Below are 22,181 nucleotides of genomic sequence, written 5' to 3' on the forward strand. Positions count from 1 at the left end.
CGGTGCTGCCGTGAGCAGCGGGGAATCGGGCGTCGATGGAAGCCCGAGGTCCGCCAGGGGCACCGAGTCCGCCGGTGGCGATGCCGAGGTCCGCCAGGGGCACCGAGTCCGCCGGTGGCGATGCCGAGGTCCGCCAGGGGCACCGAGTCCGTTGGTGGGGTGCCGAGGTCCGCCAGGGGCACCGAGTCCGTTGGTGGGGTGCCGAGGTCCGCCAGGGGCACCGAGTCCGTTGGTGGGGTGCCGAGGTCCGCCAGGGGCACCGAGTCCGTTGGTGGGGTGCCGAGGTCCGCCAGGGGCACCGAGTCCGTTGGTGGGGTGCCGAGGTCCGCCAGGGGCACCGAGTCCGTTGGTGGGGTGCCGAGGTCCGCCAGCGGCACCGAGCCCGCTGGTGGCGATCCCCGGCGGTCTCGCGGGCACACGCGGGAGTGTGGGCGTCCGTCCGAGCCTGCGGGAGGGCCCCTGGGTAGATGACGTGGGTTCGGCGATGGTCACGGTGGTCGGGAGTTGGTGGGTGGTCGGCCCGGTGGTCGTGTCTGGGCCCGTCTCGCCGTGGTGGTGGGTGCGACGGTGGTTGCGGTGTGGGGGCCGCTGGGAGCGGCGGGTGGCACGACGCGTGGGCTTGTGTGGTGGTGGTTGCGGCGGGGGTGTTGCTGGGGGTCGAGCCAGGTGGGTGGGAGGAATTCCGGGTGCCCGTCGGCGGCTAGCCGGACCTGCCAGTTGTGGTGGTGGATTTGGCGGTGGTGATGGCGGCAGAGCAGGACGGCGTTGGCGAGGCTGGTGTCGCCGCCGTCGGCCCAGTGTTGGAGGTGGTGGCCTTCGCACCAGCGGGGTGGGCGGTCGCAGCCGGGGAAGGCGCAGCCGCGGTCGCGTAGGACGAGGGCTCGCCGGAGTGGGCCGGTGATGAGGCGGCGTTGGCGGCCGAGGTCGAGGATCTGGCCGGTGCCGCCGAGGACGGCGGGGAGTAGGGCGGCGTCGCAGGCGAGCCGGCGGACCGTCTCCGGGGTGAGGGTGAGGCCGGTGTCGAGAGTGCCGGCGCCGAGGTGCGCGGTGAGGGTGTCGTAGGTGGTGGTGACGACGATCTGGGCGGGGTCGCCGCCGTGTTCGGGTAGGTCGCCGGTGCGCAGGGCGAGTCGGCAGACGTCACCCAGTGCGTCGTGGCGGCGTTGGCCGGGGGAGCGGGCGTCGTCGGGCCCGGTGGGGGTGGTCAGCGGTTCGATGGCGGCGCGGAGCAGGGCTGCGGTTTCGGTGTCGAGGGTGCCGGTGAGTCGGAGGCGGCCGTCGCGTCGGTGGGAGAGGGTGAGGTGGCGGTCGCGCTCGGTCCGGGCCGCCTCGGCGTCCAGGGCGCGTGCGGCGGCGGCTTCCGCGATCTCGGGTGCCACGTGGTCGAGGATGCGGGCACCGAGTCGGCGTAGTGCGGTGGGGTCGAACTGGCCGGCCCAATCGATCAGAAGGTCGGCAGCCTGCTGAGCGGCGTCGGGGCTGGCTTCGGTGCGGACGGTGGCGGTGGTCTCCGTGATGACCCGGGCCTGCTCGGCGTCGATCCGACCGTCGGCGAGCGCCTCGCGAAGCGCGACCGGCTCGGCGTCCAGCGCGCCGGCCAGGGCGACCAGGCGGCGGGCCGCCGGCACAGTGAGCCGCAGCCGGTCACGCAGCCACACCGCGGTCGACGTCGCACCCTGCGCCACCGCCGTGCCCCGACCGTCCAACTCCCGCACCAGCGACAACTTCACCGCAACCAGCCGCTGCTCCAACCGGTGCACCACATCCAGAGCGTCGATGAGCTGCTCGCCGGGCATCGCCCACACGGCCGCGTCCATGCACGACCGCGTCGCGACCTCCGCCCGCGTCAGCTCCTCGATCACCCCACCACGCTAGAACACGTGTACGACAATTCCGGGGTCACGAGCCACGAGCCACGAGCCACGAGCCACGAGCCACGAGCCACGAGCCACGAGCCGTGAGCCGCGGGCCGCGGGCCGCGAGCCGCGAGCCGGGAGGGGGGAGCCGGGACCCCCGGAGCCGGAGGGGGAGCGGGGAGCCGGGAGGGGGCGCAGAGCCGGAGTTGAAGCCCGGAACGGCGAGACCGAGACCGAAGTGGAGCGCAGAGACCGGCGCGTGGAGATCCGGCGCGTGGAGGCGCGCAGGGAGCGATGTCGAGGATTTAGGGGCCGTTTTGGGATCGGGCAGGTACAACCATCGCCGCCAACAACCCCACGACCAGGGCCACGCCTGGCGACGGGACTGAGGGCATCGGCCGCTCGCCGGCCGAGGAGAAGGCCCCCTGCCTCCGTGAGGGTTCGGCAGGAGGCCTCCCGTACCCCTAGAAGGTGTGCTCGGCGGCGGGGAACTCCCCGCCGCGGACCTCGTCGGCGAAGCGGAGGGTCGCGTCGGTCAGCGCACCGGCCAGGTCGGCGTAGCGCTTCACGAAGCGCGGCGCCTTTCCGGTACGCAGGCCGGCCATGTCCTGCCAGACGAGCACCTGGGCGTCGGTGTCCGGGCCGGCACCGATGCCCACAGTCGGGATGCTCAGCTCGTGGGTGATCCGCTTGGCCACCTCGCCGGGCACCATCTCCAGCACCACCGCGAAGGCGCCCGCCTCGGCCACCGCCCGCGCGTCGGCGATCACCTCGTCGGCGGCGTCGCCGCGGCCCTGCACCCGGTACCCGCCGAGGGTGTGCTCGCTCTGCGGGGTGAAGCCGATGTGCGCCATCACCGGGATGCCGGCGCCGACGATGGCGGCGATCTGCTCGGCGCAGCGCCGGCCGCCCTCCAGCTTCACCGCGTGGCAGCCGCCCTCCTTCATGAACCGGACGGCGGTGCGCAGGGCCTGCGTCGGCCCCTCCTCGTACGAGCCGAACGGCAGGTCGCCGACGACCAGCGCCTGCCGGGTGGCCCGGACCACCGCCCGGACCAGTGGCAGCAGCTCCTCGGCGGTCACCGGCAGGGTCGTCTCGTAACCGAAGACGTTGTTCGCGGCCGAGTCGCCGACCAGCAGCACCGGAATGCCGGCGGCGTCGAAGATGGCCGCCGTGTACTGGTCGTACGACGTGAGCATCGGCCACCGCTCGCCGCGCTCCTTGGCGGCGAGGAGGTCGCGGGTGCGGACCCGCCGGGTCGCCGGTCCGCCGTAGAGGGCGGTCACCTCGGGCGGGGTGGATTCCACCATGGTTCTCTCCTTCCTCGAGGCCGCGTACGCGGTCCCCGGGTTCCGCCGCGATCGTCGCACCGGACGCCGGGCGGCGGCAGAGGCCAGTGGAGGATTTCACTCCCGACCGCGGGCGCCCGACCCGCGAGCGCCCGCCGCGCGCCCGCCGCGTGAGCGCCCGCCCCGCGGGCGTCAGCCGTTCTCCCGCCAGCGATTGGTGATCGGTAGCCGGCGGTCCCGCCCGAACGCCTTCATGGAGATCTTCGTGCCGGGGGCGGACTGGCGCCGCTTGTACTCGGCGGTATCCACCATCCGCAGCACCCGGTCCACCACCGCCGGGTCGTGGCCGGACTCGATGAGCCCGTCCCGGCCCAGGTCGCCGTCGACGTACCCGATCAGGATCGGGTCGAGCACGTCGTAGTCGGGGAGGGTGTCGCTGTCGAGCTGTCCGGGGCTCAGCTCGGCCGACGGCGGCTTGCCGATGGAGTTCTCCGGGATCGGCGCGGTCTCCCCGCGCCGGGCGGCGTCCGCGTTGCGCCACGTGGCCAGCCGCCAGATCAACGTCTTCCAGACGTCCTTCACCGGGTTGAAGCCGCCCACCGAGTCGCCGTAGAGGGTGGAGTAGCCGACTCCCAGCTCGCTCTTGTTGCCGGTGGTCAGCACCAGGTGGCCCTCCTGGTTCGACAGGGCCATGAGGATCACCCCGCGGACCCGGGCCTGCAGGTTCTCCACCGAGACGCCGGACAGCGACATGTTGGCCAGGAACGTGTCGACCATCGGCTGGATCGGCTCGACCCGGTAGTCCAGGCCGGTGCGCTTGGCCAGCTCCGCCGCGTCCTCGCGGGAGTGCTCGGAGGAGTGCTGGCTCGGCAGCGACACCCCGACCACGCGGTCGGCGCCGAGCGCATCGACCGCCAAGGCCGCGCAGACCGCCGAGTCGATGCCGCCGGAGAGGCCGAGCACCACCGAGGGGAACCGGTTCTTGTTGACGTAGTCGCGCAGGCCCAGCACCAGCGCCTGCCACACCTCGGCCTCGTCGGCCACCGGCTCGATGACGCCGCCCGTCGCCGCCGGGCCCGCGGGCGCGGCCGGCAGCGATCCGACGGTACGGCGGACCACCCGCAGCCCGTCGGCAAGCTGGGCGTCATCCCCGGCGTGGGGCGCCGTCTCGGCCAGCTCCACGTCGTGCACGAGCAGGTGCTCGACGAACTGCGGCGCCCGGGCCAGCAGCGTCCCGTCCGCCGCCACGATCATCGAGTCGCCCTCGAAGACCAGCTCGTCCTGACCACCGATCATGTTGACGTACGCGATGGGGGCCCGGGCCTCGGCGGCCCGGCGGCGGACCAGCGGCAGCCGGATGTCGTCCTTGTTCAGCTCGTACGGCGAGCCGTTGATGTTGAGGACCAGGCCGACGCCGGCCTGGCCGGCGGCGGCGAACGGGCCTCCGGCCTGCCACAGGTCCTCGCAGATGGTCAGCGCGACGTCGACCCCGCCGATCCGGACCACGGTCAGCATGTCCCCGGGGACGAAGTACCGGTCCTCGTCGAAGACCCCGTAGTTCGGCAGGTGGTGCTTGAAGTAGGTGGCGACGGTCCCGCCGCCGTGCAGCAGGGCGGCGGCGTTGCGCGCGCCGTGACCCGGCTGCGCGTCGCCGCTCACCTGCGGCGGCCCGTCCGCGTCGAGGTAACCGACGAGCACCGGCAGGTCGCCCAGGCCGTCCGCGGCGAGGTCGGCCGCGAGCCGCTCCACCGCCGCCTTCGACGCCGCCACGAAGGACCGGCGGAAGACCAGGTCCTCGACCGGGTAGCCGGTCAGCATCATCTCCGGGAACGCGACCAGTTGAGCGCCGGCGTCGGCGGCGCGCCGGGTCCACTCCCGGATCAGCGTGGCGTTGCCGGTGAGGTCGCCGACGGTCGGGTTGACCTGGCAGAGGGCGATACGCAGGCTGGGCATGTCCTCATCTTGCCCCAGCCACCGCGGCCCGACACGGTCCGCCGGGGGAGACGGCGGCCACCCCCGACGGGGGGCCGGCACCGGGGTGGGACTGGGCGGGACGAGCGCCGGCAGGGTCGCGTAACGTCGGCGTAACGAGGCAGGTGGAGACTGGTCGGTCAGGCCGGGTCGAGCCCGGTCGAAGGCGGACAACAGTGTCGCGAGGGGTGGAAGTGGACCGTCAGCAGGAGTTCGTCCTCCGTACGCTGGAAGAGCGGGACATCCGGTTCGTCCGGCTGTGGTTCACGGACGTGCTGGGCACGCTGAAGAGCGTGTCGGTGGCGCCCGCCGAGCTGGAAGCGGCCTTCGAGGAGGGCATCGGGTTCGACGGCTCGGCGATCGAGGGCTTCGCCCGGGTCTTCGAGTCCGACATGGTCGCCATGCCCGACCCGACCACGTTCCAGGTGTTCCCGTTCGAGGGCGGGGTCAGCGGCGAGAGCGCCCGGATGTTCTGCGACATCCTGCTCCCCGACGGCAGCCCGTCCTGGGCCGACCCGCGGCACGTGCTGCGCCGGGCGCTGTCCAAGGCAGCGGAGAAGGGCTTCACCTTCTACACCCACCCCGAGATCGAGTTCTTCCTGCTGGAGAACGGCGCGATGGACGGCTCGGTGCCCACCCCGGTCGACACGGGCGGCTACTTCGAGCACACCACCCACGCGGTCGCGCGGGACTTCCGCCGCCAGGGGGTGCTCGCGCTGGAGCGGATCGGCATCTCGGTCGAGTTCAGCCACCACGAGGTCGCCCCCGGCCAGCAGGAGATCGACCTGCGCTACGCCGACGCGCTGACCACCGCCGACAACATCATGACCTTCCGGCACGTGGTCAAGGAGGTGGCGCTCTCCACCGGCGTGCAGGCCACCTTCATGCCGAAGCCGTTCACCGACCAGCCGGGCAGCGGCATGCACACCCACCTGTCGCTGTTCGAGGGAGAGCGCAACGCGTTCCACGACGCCGGTGACCCGATGAAGCTGTCCAAGGTGGCCCGCGCGTTCATCGCCGGCCTGCTCGTGCACGCCCGCGAGTACACGGCGGTCACCAACCAGTGGGTCAACTCGTACAAGCGGCTGTTCCCGCAGGCCCTGCCGGACCGGGTGACCGAGAGCCCCGCGTACGTCTGCTGGGGCCACCTGAACCGGTCCGCGCTGGTCCGCGTCCCGGCGTACGGCAAGCCGAACTCGGCCCGGGTGGAGGTCCGGTCGCTCGACTCGGCGGCCAACCCGTACCTGGCCTTCGCGGTGCTGCTCGGCGCCGGGATGAAGGGCATCGAGGAGGGGTACGAGCTGCCGCCGGGCGCCGAGGACGACGTCTGGTCGCTGACCAGCGCCGAGCGGCGGGCGATGGGGTACGAGCCGCTGCCGGAGAACCTGTCCGAGGCGATCGACGTGATGGCCGGCAGCGAACTGGTCGCCGAGGTGCTCGGCGAGCACGTCTTCGACTTCTTCCTGCGCAACAAACGGGCCGAGTGGGAGCAGTACCGCCGCGAGGTCACCCCGTACGAGCGGCAGCGCTACCTCTCGCTCTAGAGAACCGGGGGATCGCCCGCCGGGCGCGGTGCCGCTATCGTCTCGATCACCGCGCCCGTACCCCTGCCGGGCGCCGGAGGTCGGGAGGCGTTTCGGTGCTGGAGGATCTGCTCAGCGGTGCCTGGCAGAGCGTGGTGTTCGGGGTCGTCGGCGTGGGCCTGATGGCGGCCGGGTTCGTCCTGGTCGACATGCTCACTCCCGGTCGGTTGCGGGAACTGATCTGGGAGCGCCGCAACGGCAACGCCGCACTGCTGCTCGCCGCCAACCAGCTCGGCATCGCCGGGATCGTGTTCACCGCGATCCTGACCAGCTACAGCGACTTCGCCAAGGGGCTGGCCTCGACGGTGCTCTTCGGCCTGGTCGGCCTCGGCATCATGGCGCTGGCGTTCTTCGTGCTCGACCTGCTCACCCCGGGCAAGCTGGGCGAGATCATCTGCTCCGACGAGCCGCACCCGGCCGCCCGGGTCAGCGCCGCCACGCACTTCGGCGCCGCCCTGATCGTCTGCGCCTGCATCGCCTGACGGTCCCATCCCGACCCGGATGGCGCCCCGGCCGCCGTCCATCTCGGACGGGTCGCGGCCTGCGGTGCCGACGTGTCGACGCATCTCGTCGACACGCCGTGTGGACAGCGTCCCGTGACGGCACGACGCGGTCCGCCCCGGCCGCGCTGCCGGGGCGGACGGCGCCTCGCTCACTTGCCGCCGAAGCCGCCCGGTCCGCCGTGGCCGCCGCGCCCGCCCGGTCCCGGGAAGACCCCGGCCTCGGCCGCGGCGATGATCGCGTCGGCCTGCTCCTGGGTGAGCTTGCCGTCCTCGACCGCCTGGTCCAGCCGCTCCTTCAGCGCGGCCTGCCGGTCGGCGGCGTCCGGCCGCTCGGGCCGGTCGTCCTTGCGCTGCTCGCGCAGCTTCTCCAGCGCGGCCGTCACCTTGTCGGTCGGGACGCCCAGCTCCTTCGCGAACGCCTCGGCGAACTCCGCCTGCCGGTCGGCCCGCTGCTGCTGCCGGTCCGTGTCGTCGCTGGCGCTGGCGCTGGCGCTGGCGCTCGGCGAGGGCGAGGTGTTGTCGGCGGCCAGCGCCACGGTCGGCGCCGCGACCCCCACGCCGAGCACGCCCGCGGCGGCGAGCCCGGCCAGCAGGTGCTTCTTGCGAATCGTGCGGGACATGTCGTCCTCCAACTCGTCGGTGGTGTGATGACCTCACCGACGGTGGCCAGGGCGGCTGAGGGAGACCAGTGGCGAGCCTATGAGCAAGCTGGCAATCGGTGCCGGTCACCCGGACAGGCCGGCCGCGCGGGGCGGTCAGCGGACGGCGGGGGAGACCGTGAGGGTGCCGGCGTCGGCGTCGAGGACCGCCTCGGTGCCGACCGGGACGGTGAGCTGCCCGACCCCGTGACCGACCGGAAGGCCCCCGAGAACCGGGACGCCGAGGTCGCCGAGCCGGTCGGTCAGGACGTCGGCGACGTCCACCGCCCACCCGTCCGCGCAGTCGGTGAACTGCCCGACCGCCACCCCCGCGACGCGGTCGAGCACGCCGGCCCGGCGGAGCTGGGTGAGCATCCGGTCGATCTTGTACGGCGGTTCCTGCACCTCCTCGACGAGGAGCACCGCCCCGGTCAGGTCCGGCATGTCCGGGGTGCCGAGCGACGCCACGATCAGGCACAGGTTGCCGCCGAGCAGCCGGCCGGTGGCCCGGCCCGGCACCCGTACGCCGAAGGTCTCCTCCCCGTCGCGGGCCGCCACCGTCACCGGCTCGGTGGTCATCAACGCGGCGTGCAGCGACTGCGCCGAGTCCAGCGTCGTCCGCTCGTCCCGCCAGGCCGCCCCGGGCCCGTGCACCCCGGCCAGCCGGGCGCCCCGCCAGAGCGCGAACTGGAGGGCGGTGATGTCGGAGAAACCGGCCACCACCTTCGGGTCCCGGCGTACGGCCGCCATGTCGATCGCGTCGACCACCCGCTGGGCGCCGTAGCCGCCGCGGGTGCAGATGATCCCGCGCACCTCCGGATCGGCGAACGCGGCGTTCAGGTCCGCCGCCCGCAGCTCGTCGGCGCCGGCCAGGTAGCCCTGCCGGGCGTACGCGTTCGGGGCGGGGACCGGCCGCAGCCCCCAGCCGGTGAGCAGCTCGACGCCCCGGGCCACCCGCTCCGGTCGGGTCGGCCCGGATGGCGACACGAGCATGACCGTGTCGCCGGGGCGCAGCGCCGGGGGACGGACGACCTCGTCGATGATCACAGTCGCCGAGCCTAACCAGCTCTTCGGCTCGCGTACCGGATAGCCTCGACGGCGTGGCAACCGCGCTGGTGATCGAGAACGACCCGACGGACGACGCGCGCCGGCTGGGGGAGTGGCTGACCGAGGCCGGCCTGGACCTGTGGGTGGTCCGGCCGCACGCCGGTGACGACCTGCCGGCCGACCTGGAGGGGTACTCGGCGCTGGTGGTGCTCGGCGGCGAGCAGCAGGCGTATCCGCTGGCCGACGGCTCGCCCGGGGCGCCCTGGTTCCCCCGGGTGGAGGCGCTGCTGCGCAAGGCCGTCCGGTACCGCGTGCCCACCTTGGGCATCTGCCTCGGCGCGCAGCTTCTCGCCACCGCGCACGCCGGCGCCGTCGAGCGCAGCCCGTCCGGGCCGGAGGTCGGCCCCGGCGTCGTGGGCCGCCGCGACGCCGCCGAGGCGGACCCGCTCTTCCGGTACGTCCCGCTGATCCCGGACGTGCTCCAGTGGCACTCCGACGAGATCACCGAGCTGCCCGCCGGCGCGACCCTGCTCGCCGCCTCCACCCGCTACCCGCACCAGGCGTTCCGCCTCGGCGACCGGGCCTGGGGCCTCCAGTTCCACATCGAGTGCGACACCGCGATGATCGCCGACTGGGCCAACGACTCGACGATTCTCGCCGAGCTGGGCTACGACCCGGAGGTGGTGGTGGCCGCCTGCGACGCGGTGATGGTCGACGTCGAGGAGGTGTGGCAGCCGTTCGCGGCGCGCTTCGCGGCCCTGGCCCTCGGCGAGCTGGACGAGGGCACCCGCCGCAGCCTGCCCCTGCTCGGGCACTGATGAGCCGGCCGACCAGGGCCGCTGGGCGGCTCGCCCGGTACGGGTTCGGCGCCGGCGACGGCGGTTCCCGCGCCGCCGACCTGCTCGGCCCCGACGGGCTGGGCCTGTGGCGGCCGGACACCCAGGAGCCGGCCGACGAGCCGGCGACGGAACTGCTCACCGCGCTGTCCCGGGCCGCCGACCCAGACCTGGCGCTGCGCCAGCTCCACCGGCTGGTCGAGGCCGAGCGCCGCACGGCGGGCAACGGCAACGGCTCGGCGGGCATCGGCACCGGGTCCGCCCTGCTCGCCGCGCTGCACGACGACCCGGGCCTGCGGCGGCGCCTCGTCGCCGTGCTCGGTGCCTCCTCGGCGCTCGGCGACCACCTGGTCGCGAACCCCGACCAGTGGACGGCCCTGCGTACCGCCCCGGACGGGCTGGCACCGCCCGCCGACGGTCGGCTCGACCTGACCGGCGAGGGGCAGCCGATCGCGGTGCTGCGGACCGCGTACCGCCTGGCGTTGCTGCGGATCGCGGCGGCCGACCTGACCGGCGGCCGCGGGCTGGAGCAGACGATGGCGGCGCTGTCCGCGCTGGCCGACGCGACGCTCGCCGCCGCGTACGAGATCGCCGTGGGGGAGCTGCCGGAGGGTACGCCCCGGCCGCGGCTCGCCGTGGTGGCGATGGGCAAGTGCGGCGGGGACGAGCTGAACTACGTCTCCGACGTCGACGTCATCTTCGTGGGGGCCGAGGACGACGACCTCCCGGCGGCCACCACGGTCGCCACCCGGCTGATCCACGTCTGCGGGCTGGTCGCCTGGCCGGTCGACGCCGCGCTGCGCCCCGAGGGCAACCGGGGCCCGCTGGTGCGGACGCTCGCCAGCCATCTCGCCTACTACCGGCGCTGGGCGCGTACCTGGGAGTTCCAGGCGCTGCTCAAGGCCCGGCCGGCGGCCGGGGACCGGGCGCTGGGCCGCGAGTGGATCGACCAGCTCGCCCCGCTGGTCTGGACGGCCGCGGAGCGGCCGCAGGCGGTCGAGGACGTCCGCGCCATGCGCCGCAAGATCATCGACAACGTCCCGCCGAAGGAGCTGGAACGCGAGATCAAGCGCGGCCCGGGCGGGCTGCGCGACATCGAGTTCGCGGTGCAGCTGCTGCAACTGGTGCACGGCCGCGGTGACGAGACGCTGCGGGTGCCCGGCACGATCCCGGCGCTGCGGGCGTTGGTCGCCGGCGGCTACGTGGGGCGGGCCGACGGGGAGGCGCTGCTGCGCGGCTACCGCTTCCTGCGCGCCGTCGAGCACCGGCTCCAGCTCCAGGGCCTGCGCCGGACCCACACGGTGCCGACCGACCCGGCCGCGCTGCGCTGGCTGGCCGCCGCGCTCGACTACGCGGCCACCCCGGGCCGCAGCGCCGTCGAGGAGTTCCGCGCCGAGTGGGTCACCCACGCCACCGAGGTACGCCGGCTGCACGCCAAGCTGCTCTACCGGCCGCTGCTGGAGTCGGTCGCCCGGGTCCCCGCCGACGGGCTGCGGCTCACCCCCGAGGCGGCGCGCAACCGGCTGGAGATCCTGGGCTTCGCCGACCCCGCCGGGGCGCTACGGCACCTCCAGGCCCTCACCGGCGGGGTCAGCCGCACCGCCGCCATCCAGCGCACCCTGCTGCCGGTGCTGCTCAGCGAGTTCGCCGACGCCCCCGAGCCGGACCGCGGGCTGCTCAACTACCGCCAGGTCTCCGACAAGCTCGGCAGCACCCCCTGGTACCTGCGCCTGCTGCGCGACACCGGGCCGGTCGCCCGCCGCCTCGCCCGGGTGCTGTCCTCCTCCCGGTACGCGGCCGACCTGCTCGCCCGCGAGCCGGAGGCGCTGCGCCTGCTCGCCGAGGAGAGCGAGCTGACCCCGCGCTCCCGGGACGTGCTCTGCGAGGGCTTCGCGGCGGCGGCGGCCCGGCACGCCGACGACCCGGTCGAGGCGACCCGGGCGGTCCGCGCGCTGCGCCGCCGGGAGCTGGTCCGGCTGGCCTGCGCCGACGTGCTGAGCCGCGCCGGGTCGCTGGCGCCGTCCCCACCCCGTGCCGAGGGGCGGGCCACGCCAGGCCTCGCCGACGTGACCGCCGTGGGCACCGCGCTGGCCGACGTGACCGACGCCACCCTGGCCGCCGCCCTGCGGACCGCCCGCTCGTCGACAGCCCCTAAACCGCCGCTGCCGGGCCTGCGGTTCGCGGTGATCGGCATGGGCCGGCTCGGCGGGTACGAGTCGAACTACCTCTCCGACGCCGACGTGCTGTTCGTCTACGACCCGCCGGAGGGCGTCAGCGAGAGCGCGGCCAGCGCCGCCGCCCACGCGATCGCCGAGGAGCTGCGCCGGCTGCTCGGCATGCCCGCCCCCGACCCGGCGCTGGGCGTCGACGCCGACCTGCGTCCCGAGGGCCGGCAGGGGCCGCTGGTGCGCAGCCTCGCCGCGTACGCCCAGTACTACGCCCGCTGGTCGAAGGTGTGGGAGGCGCAGGCGCTGCTGCGGGCCCGGTTCGTCTGCGGCGACGCCGACCTGGGCACCGAGTTCGAGGCGATGATCGACCCGGTCCGGTACCCGGCCGACGGGCTGACCCGCGAGCAGGTCGTCGAGATCCGTCGGATCAAGGCCCGGGTGGAGACCGAGCGGCTGCCCCGGGGCGCCGACCCGGCCACCCACACCAAGCTCGGCCGGGGCGGGCTGTCCGACGTCGAGTGGGCGGTGCAACTGCTCCAGCTCCGGCACGCCGGGCGACTGCCGGCGCTGCGCGGGACGCGTACGCTCGACGCCCTCGCGGCCGCGCGGGACGCGGGCCTGGTCGATCCGGCGGACGCCGAGGCGATGGCGGCCGGGTGGACCCTGGCCGCGCAGGTCCGCAACGCGCTGATGCTGGTGCGGGGCCGCGTCGGCGACCAGCTCCCCCGGCACGGGGTGGAGCTGGCCGGCGTGGTGCGGCTGCTCGGCCGCGACGACCCGGGCGAGTTCCTCGACGAGTACCTGCGGACCGGCCGCCGCTCCCGCGCCGCGATGGAGCGGGTGCTGGAGAGCTGAGGCCCTACCGGCGGCGCACCAGGACGACGTTGTCGAGCAGCGTCGCGGGTTGCCCGTCCGGGCCGGTGGCCGGCCGGTGCACGGCGTCGAGCCGCTCGACGTGCCACCGGTCGGCGTCCAGGTCGAGCCCGGCCAGGGTCTCCTCGGGAATGGGGAACCGTACGTGCGGATGGGCGTTGCGGCTCCACGGCGGCATCTCGCCGTGCTCGACGACCAGGAGCCGGCCACCGGGCGCCACGGCCCGGGCCGCCGCGCGCAGGACGTCGTCCCGGGGAAAGTCCAGCGGCGACTGGAGGAACTGGGCGGACACCAGGTCGAAGGCGCCCTCGGGGAACGTCCGGATGAGGTCGTGCCGCCGGAAGTCGATCAGTGCCGCGACGCCATCGGCGTTCGCCCGGGCGGCGGCCCGGTCGAGGGCGGTCACCGAGATGTCCACGGCGGTCACCCGCCAGCCCCGGCCGGCCAGCCAGATCGAGTCGGCCCCCTCACCGCAGCCCAGGTCCAGTGCGGTACCGGCCGGCAGCGGGCCGGCGACGTCGACGAGGTGCGGGTTGGGCCGGCCGCTCCAGACCTGGTCCCGCTGCCCGTAGAGCTCGTCCCAGAACCGGGCCGCCTCCGCGTCCACGTCCGGCCGCCGGACGTCGTCCACCGCGCGGTCAGCGCTCTCCTGCACCGTTCCTCCTCCATGCTCGTCGCCGGTCTCCCGGTCGGCCGCGTCCGTCGGGCCGCGTCCCGGTCGGGCCGCGTCCCGGTCGGGCCGCGTCCCGGTCGGGCCGCCTCCCGGTCGGGCCGTGGAACGGCCCGCCGCGACGATCGTTCCCCGGCAACGGCAGGTGCGGCAAGAATGTTTGCCGGAACGGCAAACACGCGGAGTCAGCTGCCGAGCCGGTACTCCCCGGCGCGGGGCACGGTGACCGTGATCCAGTCGCCGTCGGGGGCGACCGTCGCGCCGCCGGTGACGGCCAGCCAGCGGTTGTGGCGTACGCGGACCGGGATCGCGCCGGCCGCCGCGGTCCGGAAGGTCACCGACGCCGCGTCGGAGCCGACCAGCTCGCCGGGGGCGCCGACGACAGGTCGCGACCCGTCGACGGTCCACACCCGCCAGTGGGGGCCGGACCAGACCGGGGTGAGGTACGGGAGGCCGCCGGTGACCAGTTCCGCCTCGGCCCGGCCCACCCACGACAGCGGGGCGTCGGGAACGGCGACGTACTGCACGGCGTTGTCGACCAGCCAGTCCCGGTAGCTGGCCGGTGTCAACGGCACCCCGGTGCCGGTGGCGCCCGGCACGGTGGTGAAGAACAGCGGGTTGCGGTCGATGTCGGCCTGCCGCAGCCAGCCCCGGGCGAGCGGCACCTCGCCGAGGGACGCCGCCTCCCAGTAGTCGCGGGTCGGCGGGATCTCCACCCGGCCGGTGAGGCGCTGACCGGCGAGGAACTCCCGCAGCGGCGTGAAGTACGCCGGCCGGGCCGCCGGGTCGGTGACGCTGCGCAGGTCGGCCGGGGAGACCGGCGGCTGCCACCAGCACACCGCAGCCAGCAGCACGGCGAGCGTGACCGCCCCGACCGGCCCTCTGGGCGGGTCGGCGGAGCGGTTGCCAGCCCGTGGGACCCACCGAGCCCGTGGAGCCCACCGAGACGGCTGAGCGTTAACAGGGGGCCCTTCTTCTACCGGAGGCGTTAAGAAGGGGCCCTTCCTTACACGCGCGGCGGCGGCCAGCACGGGCAGCGCGAACATCGCCGCGAGCCGGGTGGCGTTGAGCCCGACCGGGGTGTGCACCAGCGCCGCGGCCAGGACCCCTGCCGCGGCGAGCAGCGCACCCGCCCGCACCGGCCGGTACGCCACCAGCACGGCCACCAGCAGGCTGGTCACCACCGCGCGGACCGCGTCGGTGCGGCTGATGTTCATCCAGCCGCCGTCACCGAAGAGCAGTGCGGTGGCCCCGAGGGGCAGCGCGGCGGCGACCCCGAGGGCCAGGCCGTCGGCGTACCGCCGGGACAGCAGCAGCGCCGCGCCGGCCAGGCCGACGAACAGGCCGGCCACCGGGCTGGTCGCCGACGCCAGCAGCGCTCCGAGGACGGCCAGCCCGAGCCGGAGTGTTCCGCGGCGCCCCCCGCTGAGCGCGGTCGGACGTCCGCCCGGCCCCCGGTGCCGGCCGTCGGGCAGGGTGACGGCGAGCAGGGCGGCCAGGCCCAGGGCCACCCCGAGGCCGTACGTGACCCGGCCGGCGACCAGGTTGCCGGCGAGGGTGACCACGCCCACCAGGGCGCCGAGCAGGGGCCGGGGCACCCCGGTGCGCGCCAGCAGGGCGGCGAGGGCGGCCGCCGCGGCGACCAGCGCGAGCACGCCGGTCACCCGGGCGCCGAGCAGCGCCATCACCGGCTGGGAGACCAGGCTGTAGCCGAACTGGTTCACCCCGCCGTACCAGCGCAGGTCGACCGGGGTGGCGCCGTGGGCGGCGAAGAAGTCCGCCCGCGCCACCTGGGCGGCCAGGTCCGAACCCATCGGCGGCAACGTCAGGTACGTCACACCGAGCACCACGGCCGACGCGGTGGCCAGCGCCACCACCCGACTGTCCCGCATGCCCACCTCCGTACCGCGACCACCGTACTGGCAGCATGTCCTTCCGTGCCTCTCCACCTCGCCCGCTGGACCGGCCTGGCCGGCTCGACGATGCTCGCCGTCGCCGCCTTCCTCGGCGGCGCCCTTCCCTCCTCGTCGCACCTCTCGAACCCGCTCCGCATCTGGCAGGGCCCGAACGGGCCGTTGCTGATCGCACTCTGGGTGGTCGGTCTGGTGCTGTCCGCCGGGGCGTGGTGGACGGTGCGCGACCGGGTGCCGTCCACCCGGTGGGCGCTGGTCACCGTCGGGCTCTGGCTGGCCCCACTGCTGGTCGCACCGCCGTTGGGCAGCCGGGACGTCTACGCGTACGCCTGCCAGGGCGCCACGTACGCGGCCGGCTTCAGCCCGTACGAGCAGGGGGTGTCCGCCCTGCCGTGCCCGTGGCTGGACACGATCTCGCCGATCTGGCGGGACACCCCGGCGCCGTACGGGCCGCTGTTCGTCCTCGTCTCCGGGGCGGTGGTGGCGGCGACCGACTCGCTGATCGCCAGCATCGTCGTGTTCCGGCTGCTCGCGGTGGCCGGCGTCGGCCTCACGGCGGCCGTGCTGCCGGTGTTGGCCCGCCGGTGCGGGGTGGCCCCCGAGCGGGCGCTGTGGCTGGCGCTCGGCTCCCCCCTGGTCGGGGTGCACCTGGTCTCCGGCGCGCACAACGACGCGCTGATGGTCGGGCTGCTCGTCGCCGGGCTGGCGGTCGTGGCGTCTGGGCGCGGGCGCCCCGGCCCGCTGCTGGCCGGGGGCGTGCTGCTCGGCCTGGCCATCGGGATCAAGGTGACCGCGCTGGTCGTGGTGCCGTTCGCGGCGCTGGCCGCGCTCGCCGGGGCGTACTCGATCCGGGGTCTGATCCGCGACGGCGGGTGGGTGGTCGGCGGCGCGGTCGGCGTCGTCGCCGGGGTCACGTTCGCCGCCGGGTTGGACTTCGGCTGGATCGGTGGGCTGGAACGCGGCGGCGACGTGATCGGCTGGACCTCACCGCCGACCGCGCTCGGGCAGACGTTCGGCTACCTGGTGCTGCCCTTCGGCTGGCACGTCGACGCGCTGCCGGTCACCCGGGGGATCGGCCTGGCGGTGCTCGCCCTGCTGCTGCCGTGGCTGTGGTGGCGGGCGCGGACCCGGGACGCGCTGTGGCACGCCGGGCTCGCGCTGACCGCCACGGTCGCGCTCGCACCGCTCTTCCACCCCTGGTACTGGATGTGGCCCCTCGCGGTGCTCGCGGCGACCGCCCGCCGGGCCGACTGGGCCGCCCTGGTCGCGCTGGTCGCGTCGTTCCTGGTGCTGCCGGACGGCACCGGGCTGCCCCGGTACACCAAGACCGTCGGAGCGCCCCTGATGACGCTGCTGGTGATCGTGGTGACGGTCCGCTTGGTACGGTCGGCTCGGGCGGCCCGTCGGCCGGCCGCCGTCGAGTCGGGAGGGGTATGCCGGTGACCGGACCCGGCGCACCGCCGGGCCCGACCGCGCCCGGGCGAGCGCAGGTCGCGAGGTACGCCGGTCTGGCCGGCGCCGTGCTGCTGGCCGTCGCCGGTTACGTGGGCGGGGCACTGCCCGGCGCCACCGCCGACCGGGTGTGGCGCTCCGACGACGGCCCGCTGACCGTCGTGCTCTGGCTGCTCGGCACCGGCCTGCTGGTCGGCGCCTGGTGGGCGCTGCGCGACGGCGCGCCGTCGACCGGCTGGGCGTACCGCACGGCGGGGCTGTGGGCGCTGCCGCTGCTCGTCGCGCCGCCGCTGGGCAGCCGGGACGTCTACTCGTACGCCTGCCAGGGCTGGGCGTATGCGCACGGCGTCGACCCGTACGCGACCGGGGTGGCGGCGGCCGGCTGCCCGTGGGTGGACGCGGTCGCGCCGATCTGGCGGGACACGCCCGCGCCGTACGGGCCGGTGTTCGTGCTGCTCGCCGCGCTGGCGGTGACGCTCGGCGGCGGGCTGGCCGGCGCGGTGGTGGTGCTGCGCCTGCTCGCCGTGGCCGGGGTGCTGCTCGCCGCGCTCTGCCTGCTCGGGCTGGCCCGGGCGGCGGGCGTGCCGACCCGCCGGGCCGTCTGGCTGGCGCTGGCCTGCCCGCTGGTCGGCGTGCACCTGGTGGCCGGCGCCCACAACGACGCGGTGATGCTCGGGCTGTTGCTGCTCGGCCTGCTGGTGCTCGTCCACTTCCCGGGCAAGCCGCGCCCGCTGCTGGTGGCCGGGGCGCTGCTGGGGCTGGCGGTGGGCGTGAAGGCGACCGCGGTGGTGGTGCTGCCGTTCGCGGCCCTGGCCGCGGTGCTCGGCCGCTACACCGTACGGTCGCTGCTGCGCGACGGCGGTTGGCTGGCCGTCGGGGCGTTCGCCGCCCTGGCGGGTGCCTCGTTGCTCTCCGGTCTCGGTCTCGGCTGGGTGCGCGGGCTGAACCGCAGCGGCGACTCGGAGCAGTGGACGTCGCCCCCCACTGCCGTCGGCATGGTCGTCGACTACGTCGGCGAACTGCTCGGCCGGCAGCCCGCCGTGGTCCCGGTGGCGCGGGCGGTGGCGCTGGCCGTGCTGGTGGCCCTGCTGGCGCTGCTGTGGTGGCGGGCCTGGTCGGCGTTGCGCGAGCTGAACGACGTACGGCAGCGGGTGCTGCGGGTGGACGCGGCCCGCCCCCGGGTGACCCTGCTCGGCGCGGGGTTGGCGCTGGCCGCCACGGTCGCCCTGGCCCCGGTGTTCCACCCCTGGTACGCGACCTGGCCGCTGGCCGTGCTGGCGGTCGTGGCGGTACGGACCCACTGGTTCGTGCTGCCGTGCGCGGTCGCGGCCGTCCTCGCCCTGCCCGACGGCACCAACCTCGCCCGGCTGGTCAAGGCCCCGGGCGCGGTGGCGATGACCGCCCTGGTCGTCGTGGTGGCGGTGTGGGGTCTGCCCCGGCTCCGCCACGTCCGGCTGGACTGAAATCTCCGTAGGTCCTTGACCCCGGCGACGGCCCGCCCTACATTTAACGCATCGGCTAATTAACGAGGTGGTTAAGCAAGTGGCGACCGACCGGCTCAGCGTCATCTTCTCGGCGCTGGCGGACCCGACCCGCCGGGCGATCCTCGCCCGGCTGGCCGAGGGGGACGCCACCGTCACCGAGTTGGCCGAGCCGTTCGACATCAGCCTGCCGGCGATCTCCCGCCACCTGAAGGTGCTGGAGCAGGCCGGCCTCATCACCCGCAGCCGGACCGCCCAGTGGCGCTCCAGCAGCCTCAACCCCGAGCCGCTACGGGAGGCCACCGCGTGGATGGAGCGCTACCGGCGGCACTGGGACGCCAGCTTCGACCGGCTCGACGCCCACCTGCGTCGGATCCAGGCCCAGGCACCGCAGACGACGAACGATCCGCAGTGAGAGAGGACAGCACGATGCCCGACACCGCCAACGAACTCGTCATGACCCGCGTCTTCGACGCGCCCCGGGAGCTGGTCTGGCGCGCCTTCACCGATCCCGACCAGTTCGCCGCCTGGTTCGGCCCGGTCGGCTGGTCGGTGCCGCGCGAGACCGTCGACCTCGACGTCCGCGTCGGCGGGCACCAGCGCTTCACCATGGTCAACGACGACGACCCGTCGATGACCTCACCGGGGGACGGCACCTTCGCCGAGATCGTCGAGAACGAGCTGCTGGTCGGCTACGAGGAGCTCAAGGGCATGCCGGGCGTCGAGGACGGCACGCGGATGACCCTGCGGCTGGAGTTCCACGACGAGCCGGGCGGCAAGACGCGGCTGGAGCTGCGGCAGGGTCCGTTCCCGGCGGACTGGCGGTCGAGCGCCGAGGGGGGCTGGGGCAGCTCCTTCACGAAGCTGGACGCCCTGCTCGCCCGCTGAGGCGCAAACGGCCGGGGCCGGCCCCGCGGTGTCGCGGAGCCGGCCCGGCCGGTATCGGTGCGTGGTGGTGCTGGTCAGCAGTCGAAGTACATCGCGAACTCGTGCGGGGTGGGCCGCAGGCGCACCGGGTCGACCTCGTTGGCCCGCTTCCAGGACACCCAGGTGGAGATCAGGTCCGGCGTGAAGACGCCGCCGTCGAGCAGGTAGTCGTGGTCGGCCTCGAGCGCGTCGAGCACCTCCGGCAGCGAGCCCGGCACCTGCTTGACGTCGCCCCACTCCTCCGGGGGCAGGTCGTACAGGTCCTTGTCGATCGGCGCCGGCGGCTCGATCTTGTTCTTGATGCCGTCCAGGCCGGCCATCATCATCGCGGAGAAGGCGAGGTACGGGTTGCTGGACGGGTCCGGCACCCGGAACTCGACCCGCTTGGCCTTCGGGTTGCTGCCGGTCACCGGGATGCGGGTGCAGGCGGAGCGGTTGCGCTGCGAGTAGACCAGGTTGACCGGCGCCTCGAAGCCCGGCACCAGGCGGCGGTACGAGTTGACCGTCGGGTTGGTGAAGGCCAGCAGCGACGGCGCGTGGTGCAGCAGGCCGCCGATGTACCAGCGGGCGGTGTCGGACAGGCCGGCGTAGCCGGTCTCGTCGTAGAACAGCGGCTCGCCGTTGAGCCAGAGGCTCTGGTGGGTGTGCATACCGGAGCCGTTGTCACCGAAGAGCGGCTTCGGCATGAAGGTGGCGGTCTTGCCGTTCGCCCAGGCCTCGTTCTTCACGATGTACTTGAAGAGCTGGAGCTGGTCGGCCGAGTGCAGCAGGGTGGAGAACTTGTAGTTGATCTCCGACTGGCCGGCGGTGCCCACCTCGTGGTGCGAGCGCTCCACGGTGAAGCCGGTGTCGACCAGGCGGCGGACGATACCGTCGCGCAGGTCGGCGTAGTGGTCCACCGGGGGAACCGGGAAGTAGCCGCCCTTGTACGCGGTCTTGTAGCCGCGGTTGCCGCCCACCTCCTCACGGCCCGTGTTCCACGCGCCCTCGATCGAGTCGATGTAGTAGAACGACTGGTGGGCGGAGGTCTCGTGGCGGATCGAGTCGAAGATGTAGAACTCCGCCTCGGCGCCGAAGTAGGCGGTGTCGGCGATCCCGCTCGCCGCCAGGAACGCCTCGGCCTTCTTCGCCACGTTCCGCGGGTCGCGGCTGTAGGCCTCCCGGGTGAACGGGTCGTGGATGAAGAAGTTCAGCGCGAGCGTCTTCTGCGCGCGGAAGGGGTCGATGAAGGCGGTGGCGACGTCCGGGAGCAGGAGCATGTCCGACTCGTGGATGGCCTGGAAGCCGCGGATGGACGACCCGTCGAAGGCGAGGCCGTCGGTGAAGAGGTCGTCGTTGACCGACTCGACGGGCAGGTTGAAGTGCTGCATCACGCCGGGCAGGTCACAGAAACGTACGTCGACGAACTTCACGTCCTCGTTCTTGAGGTAACGCAGGAGTTCCTCGGGATTGGCGAACACTCGTCCTCCTGGCACGTCCACTGGGTGGCTGGGCTTCTGGCGACGCTATGGCCCCGGGGTTGCCCGGCCATGTCTTCAGTGTTTCTGCCGTGTTACGTCCCTCGCGGAGCGTCATCCGCGCGGCTCAACCGCCCTTGGCCGGCCGGTGGGAGGCGTCCGGGTGTGCCAGTGTAGTGGCAAGTGCGATGCTTGGTCCGTTTTTGCGCCGTGGGGCGGTCGATCCCGTCCGGGCCGCCTGGCTACCCTTGTCCGTTGTGACGACCCCGGCCGACCGCCCCGCACCGCCCGCCTCGGACCCCACGTTCACCCCGGCCAGCCTGGGCCGGCGCTTCGGGGCGCTGATGATCGACTGGGTGCTCTGCCTGCTGGTCGCCCGCGGCTTCGCCGACCCGGTCACCGACGGGTGGGTGCCGGTGCTGGTCCTGATCGTCGAGTACGCCTTCTTCCTCGGCCTCTTCGCGCAGACCCCCGGCATGTTCATCACCGGGATCCGCTGCGTCTCCTGGGCCGACGGCGGCCGGATCGGGGTGATCCGCGGGCTGCTGCGCGGCGTCCTGCTCGCCCTGGTGGTGCCCGCCCTGATCATGGACGCCAACCGCCGCGGCCTGCACGACCGCGCCGCCGGCTCCGTCATCACCGCCGCCCCCCGCCGCTGACGGGAGAAGCCGAGAGCCGGGCCCTGACGGGTCCGGCTCTCGAGGCGTACGGCGTGGGTCAGCGGCCGCGGGACTGGCGGAAGGCGCCGCGCGCGGGTCGCATGTTCTTCGGGATCGCGCCCTTCGGCAGCTGCGGCCGGGCGGTGAGCGCCTTGAGGCGCTTGTCGAGCGCGTTGACGTCCTTGCCGCTGAGGTTGCGGGGCAGCTTCATGAGCGTCATCCGCAGCTTGCGGATGGGCAGCTCGTCCTCCTCCTGGCCGATCACGTAGTCGTAGAGGGGCGCCGAGCCGATCACCTTGGCCAGCCGGCGCTTCTCCTGGCCGAGCAGGCCACGCACCCGCTGCGGGTTGCCCTCGGCCAGGAGGATCACGCCGGGCCGGCCGATGACCAGGTGCACCATGTCCATCTGGGTGGTCGAGCTGACCGCCGGCGTGACCCGCCAGTCGCCGCGCATGCTCTCCATGATCTGCGCCGCCGCGCCCGGCTGGCCCTCGGCCGCGTTCATCATCGCCCGGTTGGACCGCAGGTTGAGCACGAGCAGCAGGCAGAGCAGCGTGAACAGGATGCCCAGCGGGATCCAGAACCAGCCCCAGGCGAGGAACGCGACCACGGTGAGCGCGAGCGGGATGACCACCGCGGCGAAGGCCAGGGGCGCGAACCACCTGTCCTGCTTGGCGGTGAACCGGAACACCATCCCGATCTGCTTCAGCCGCTGGCCGAACGAGACCTTCTCCTGGGGCTTTGCCATACCGCTGAGTCTAGTGGTCGGCACACCCCCCGGTGATCCGCGGGCGGCTGAGTACCTTACGCCGCCGTGCGGGCTGTCGCCGGTCGAGGTAAGGAGGGCCGGCGGGCGAA

Annotated in this window: 18 protein-coding genes; 9 read left to right on the forward strand and 9 right to left on the reverse strand. The window is 74.1% G+C overall.

Annotation, left to right across the window (positions count from 1 at the left end; translation table 11 throughout):
- Nucleotides 1-488 precede the first annotated feature (488 nt).
- From ACTMS0_RS06895 to ACTMS0_RS06905, 3 genes are all read right to left on the reverse strand, one after another.
- A complete protein-coding gene (locus tag ACTMS0_RS06895; protein ID WP_441154257.1) occupies nucleotides 489-1,862 on the reverse strand; it encodes a DUF222 domain-containing protein in 1,374 nt (457 codons plus the stop codon).
- Nucleotides 1,863-2,320: 458 nt separating this feature from the next.
- Nucleotides 2,321-3,166 (reverse strand): 3-methyl-2-oxobutanoate hydroxymethyltransferase, encoded by an 846-nt coding sequence (panB, locus tag ACTMS0_RS06900; protein WP_441154258.1) that lies wholly within the window; start codon nucleotides 3,164-3,166, stop codon nucleotides 2,321-2,323.
- Between the two features lie 171 nt (nucleotides 3,167-3,337).
- Nucleotides 3,338-5,098, reverse strand: a complete 1,761-nt coding sequence (locus tag ACTMS0_RS06905) for an NAD+ synthase (protein WP_441154259.1) — start codon at nucleotides 5,096-5,098, stop codon at nucleotides 3,338-3,340.
- A gap of 212 nt (nucleotides 5,099-5,310) precedes the next feature.
- Between ACTMS0_RS06905 and glnA (ACTMS0_RS06910) the strand changes: the two genes are divergently transcribed.
- Nucleotides 5,311-6,660, forward strand: a complete 1,350-nt coding sequence (gene glnA, locus ACTMS0_RS06910; RefSeq protein WP_441154260.1) for a type I glutamate--ammonia ligase — start codon at nucleotides 5,311-5,313, stop codon at nucleotides 6,658-6,660.
- A 95-nt stretch (nucleotides 6,661-6,755) separates the two neighbouring features.
- Entirely contained in the window at nucleotides 6,756-7,181 is a 426-nt protein-coding gene (locus ACTMS0_RS06915) for a DUF350 domain-containing protein (protein WP_441154261.1), read from the forward strand.
- A 170-nt stretch (nucleotides 7,182-7,351) separates the two neighbouring features.
- On the opposite strand, the gene ACTMS0_RS06920 is transcribed toward ACTMS0_RS06915, so the two are convergent.
- Both ACTMS0_RS06920 and ACTMS0_RS06925 read right to left on the reverse strand, forming a co-directional pair.
- On the reverse strand, nucleotides 7,352-7,822 hold the full coding sequence (locus ACTMS0_RS06920) for a hypothetical protein (RefSeq protein ID WP_441154262.1): 471 nt from the start codon (nucleotides 7,820-7,822) through the stop codon (nucleotides 7,352-7,354).
- Nucleotides 7,823-7,957: 135 nt separating this feature from the next.
- Nucleotides 7,958-8,887: a S66 peptidase family protein gene (locus ACTMS0_RS06925; protein ID WP_441154263.1), complete on the reverse strand. Its 930-nt coding sequence runs from the start codon at nucleotides 8,885-8,887 to the stop codon at nucleotides 7,958-7,960.
- 53 nt (nucleotides 8,888-8,940) lie between these two features.
- Between ACTMS0_RS06925 and ACTMS0_RS06930 the strand changes: the two genes are divergently transcribed.
- Nucleotides 8,941-9,705 (forward strand): type 1 glutamine amidotransferase, encoded by a 765-nt coding sequence (locus tag ACTMS0_RS06930; protein ID WP_441154264.1) that lies wholly within the window; start codon nucleotides 8,941-8,943, stop codon nucleotides 9,703-9,705.
- Nucleotides 9,705-12,746 carry a bifunctional [glutamine synthetase] adenylyltransferase/[glutamine synthetase]-adenylyl-L-tyrosine phosphorylase gene (locus ACTMS0_RS06935; protein ID WP_441154265.1) on the forward strand — a complete coding sequence of 1,014 codons (3,042 nt, stop codon included), beginning with the start codon at nucleotides 9,705-9,707 and terminating at the stop codon, nucleotides 12,744-12,746. Before ACTMS0_RS06930 ends, ACTMS0_RS06935 begins: the two co-directional genes overlap by 1 nt.
- Before the next feature lie 4 nt (nucleotides 12,747-12,750).
- Here the strand turns inward: ACTMS0_RS06935 and ACTMS0_RS06940 are convergent, their stop codons facing one another.
- Both ACTMS0_RS06940 and ACTMS0_RS06945 read right to left on the reverse strand, forming a co-directional pair.
- Nucleotides 12,751-13,419 carry an SAM-dependent methyltransferase gene (locus tag ACTMS0_RS06940; protein WP_441154266.1) on the reverse strand — a complete coding sequence of 223 codons (669 nt, stop codon included), beginning with the start codon at nucleotides 13,417-13,419 and terminating at the stop codon, nucleotides 12,751-12,753.
- A 200-nt stretch (nucleotides 13,420-13,619) separates the two neighbouring features.
- Nucleotides 13,620-15,326: a hypothetical protein gene (locus tag ACTMS0_RS06945; RefSeq protein ID WP_441154267.1), complete on the reverse strand. Its 1,707-nt coding sequence runs from the start codon at nucleotides 15,324-15,326 to the stop codon at nucleotides 13,620-13,622.
- A gap of 45 nt (nucleotides 15,327-15,371) precedes the next feature.
- Here ACTMS0_RS06945 and mptB (ACTMS0_RS06950) point away from each other — a divergent pair, with 45 nt between their 5' ends.
- From mptB (ACTMS0_RS06950) to ACTMS0_RS06965, 4 genes are all read left to right on the forward strand, one after another.
- Nucleotides 15,372-16,790, forward strand: a complete 1,419-nt coding sequence (gene mptB / locus ACTMS0_RS06950; RefSeq protein ID WP_441154268.1) for a polyprenol phosphomannose-dependent alpha 1,6 mannosyltransferase MptB — start codon at nucleotides 15,372-15,374, stop codon at nucleotides 16,788-16,790.
- Nucleotides 16,787-18,262: a polyprenol phosphomannose-dependent alpha 1,6 mannosyltransferase MptB gene (gene mptB, locus ACTMS0_RS06955; RefSeq protein ID WP_441154269.1), complete on the forward strand. Its 1,476-nt coding sequence runs from the start codon at nucleotides 16,787-16,789 to the stop codon at nucleotides 18,260-18,262. The genes mptB (ACTMS0_RS06950) and mptB (ACTMS0_RS06955) overlap by 4 nt, the downstream gene beginning before the upstream one ends.
- A gap of 79 nt (nucleotides 18,263-18,341) precedes the next feature.
- Entirely contained in the window at nucleotides 18,342-18,695 is a 354-nt protein-coding gene (locus ACTMS0_RS06960) for an ArsR/SmtB family transcription factor (protein WP_441154270.1), read from the forward strand.
- 14 nt (nucleotides 18,696-18,709) lie between these two features.
- Nucleotides 18,710-19,168 (forward strand): SRPBCC family protein, encoded by a 459-nt coding sequence (locus tag ACTMS0_RS06965; protein WP_441154271.1) that lies wholly within the window; start codon nucleotides 18,710-18,712, stop codon nucleotides 19,166-19,168.
- A gap of 74 nt (nucleotides 19,169-19,242) precedes the next feature.
- Here ACTMS0_RS06965 and glnA (ACTMS0_RS06970) read toward each other — a convergent pair whose 3' ends face one another.
- Nucleotides 19,243-20,667: a type I glutamate--ammonia ligase gene (gene glnA / locus ACTMS0_RS06970; protein ID WP_441154272.1), complete on the reverse strand. Its 1,425-nt coding sequence runs from the start codon at nucleotides 20,665-20,667 to the stop codon at nucleotides 19,243-19,245.
- Nucleotides 20,668-20,921: 254 nt separating this feature from the next.
- Between glnA (ACTMS0_RS06970) and ACTMS0_RS06975 the strand changes: the two genes are divergently transcribed.
- Complete coding sequence (locus ACTMS0_RS06975) at nucleotides 20,922-21,323, forward strand: RDD family protein (protein ID WP_441154273.1); 402 nt, start codon at nucleotides 20,922-20,924, stop codon at nucleotides 21,321-21,323.
- Nucleotides 21,324-21,381: 58 nt separating this feature from the next.
- Here ACTMS0_RS06975 and ACTMS0_RS06980 read toward each other — a convergent pair whose 3' ends face one another.
- Nucleotides 21,382-22,071, reverse strand: coding sequence for a DUF4191 domain-containing protein (locus tag ACTMS0_RS06980; RefSeq protein ID WP_441154274.1), 690 nt, complete (start codon nucleotides 22,069-22,071; stop codon nucleotides 21,382-21,384).
- Nucleotides 22,072-22,181 lie beyond the last annotated feature (110 nt).

The organism is Micromonospora sp. H33 (assembly GCF_052068455.1).
Lineage (GTDB): Bacteria > Actinomycetota > Actinomycetes > Mycobacteriales > Micromonosporaceae > Micromonospora.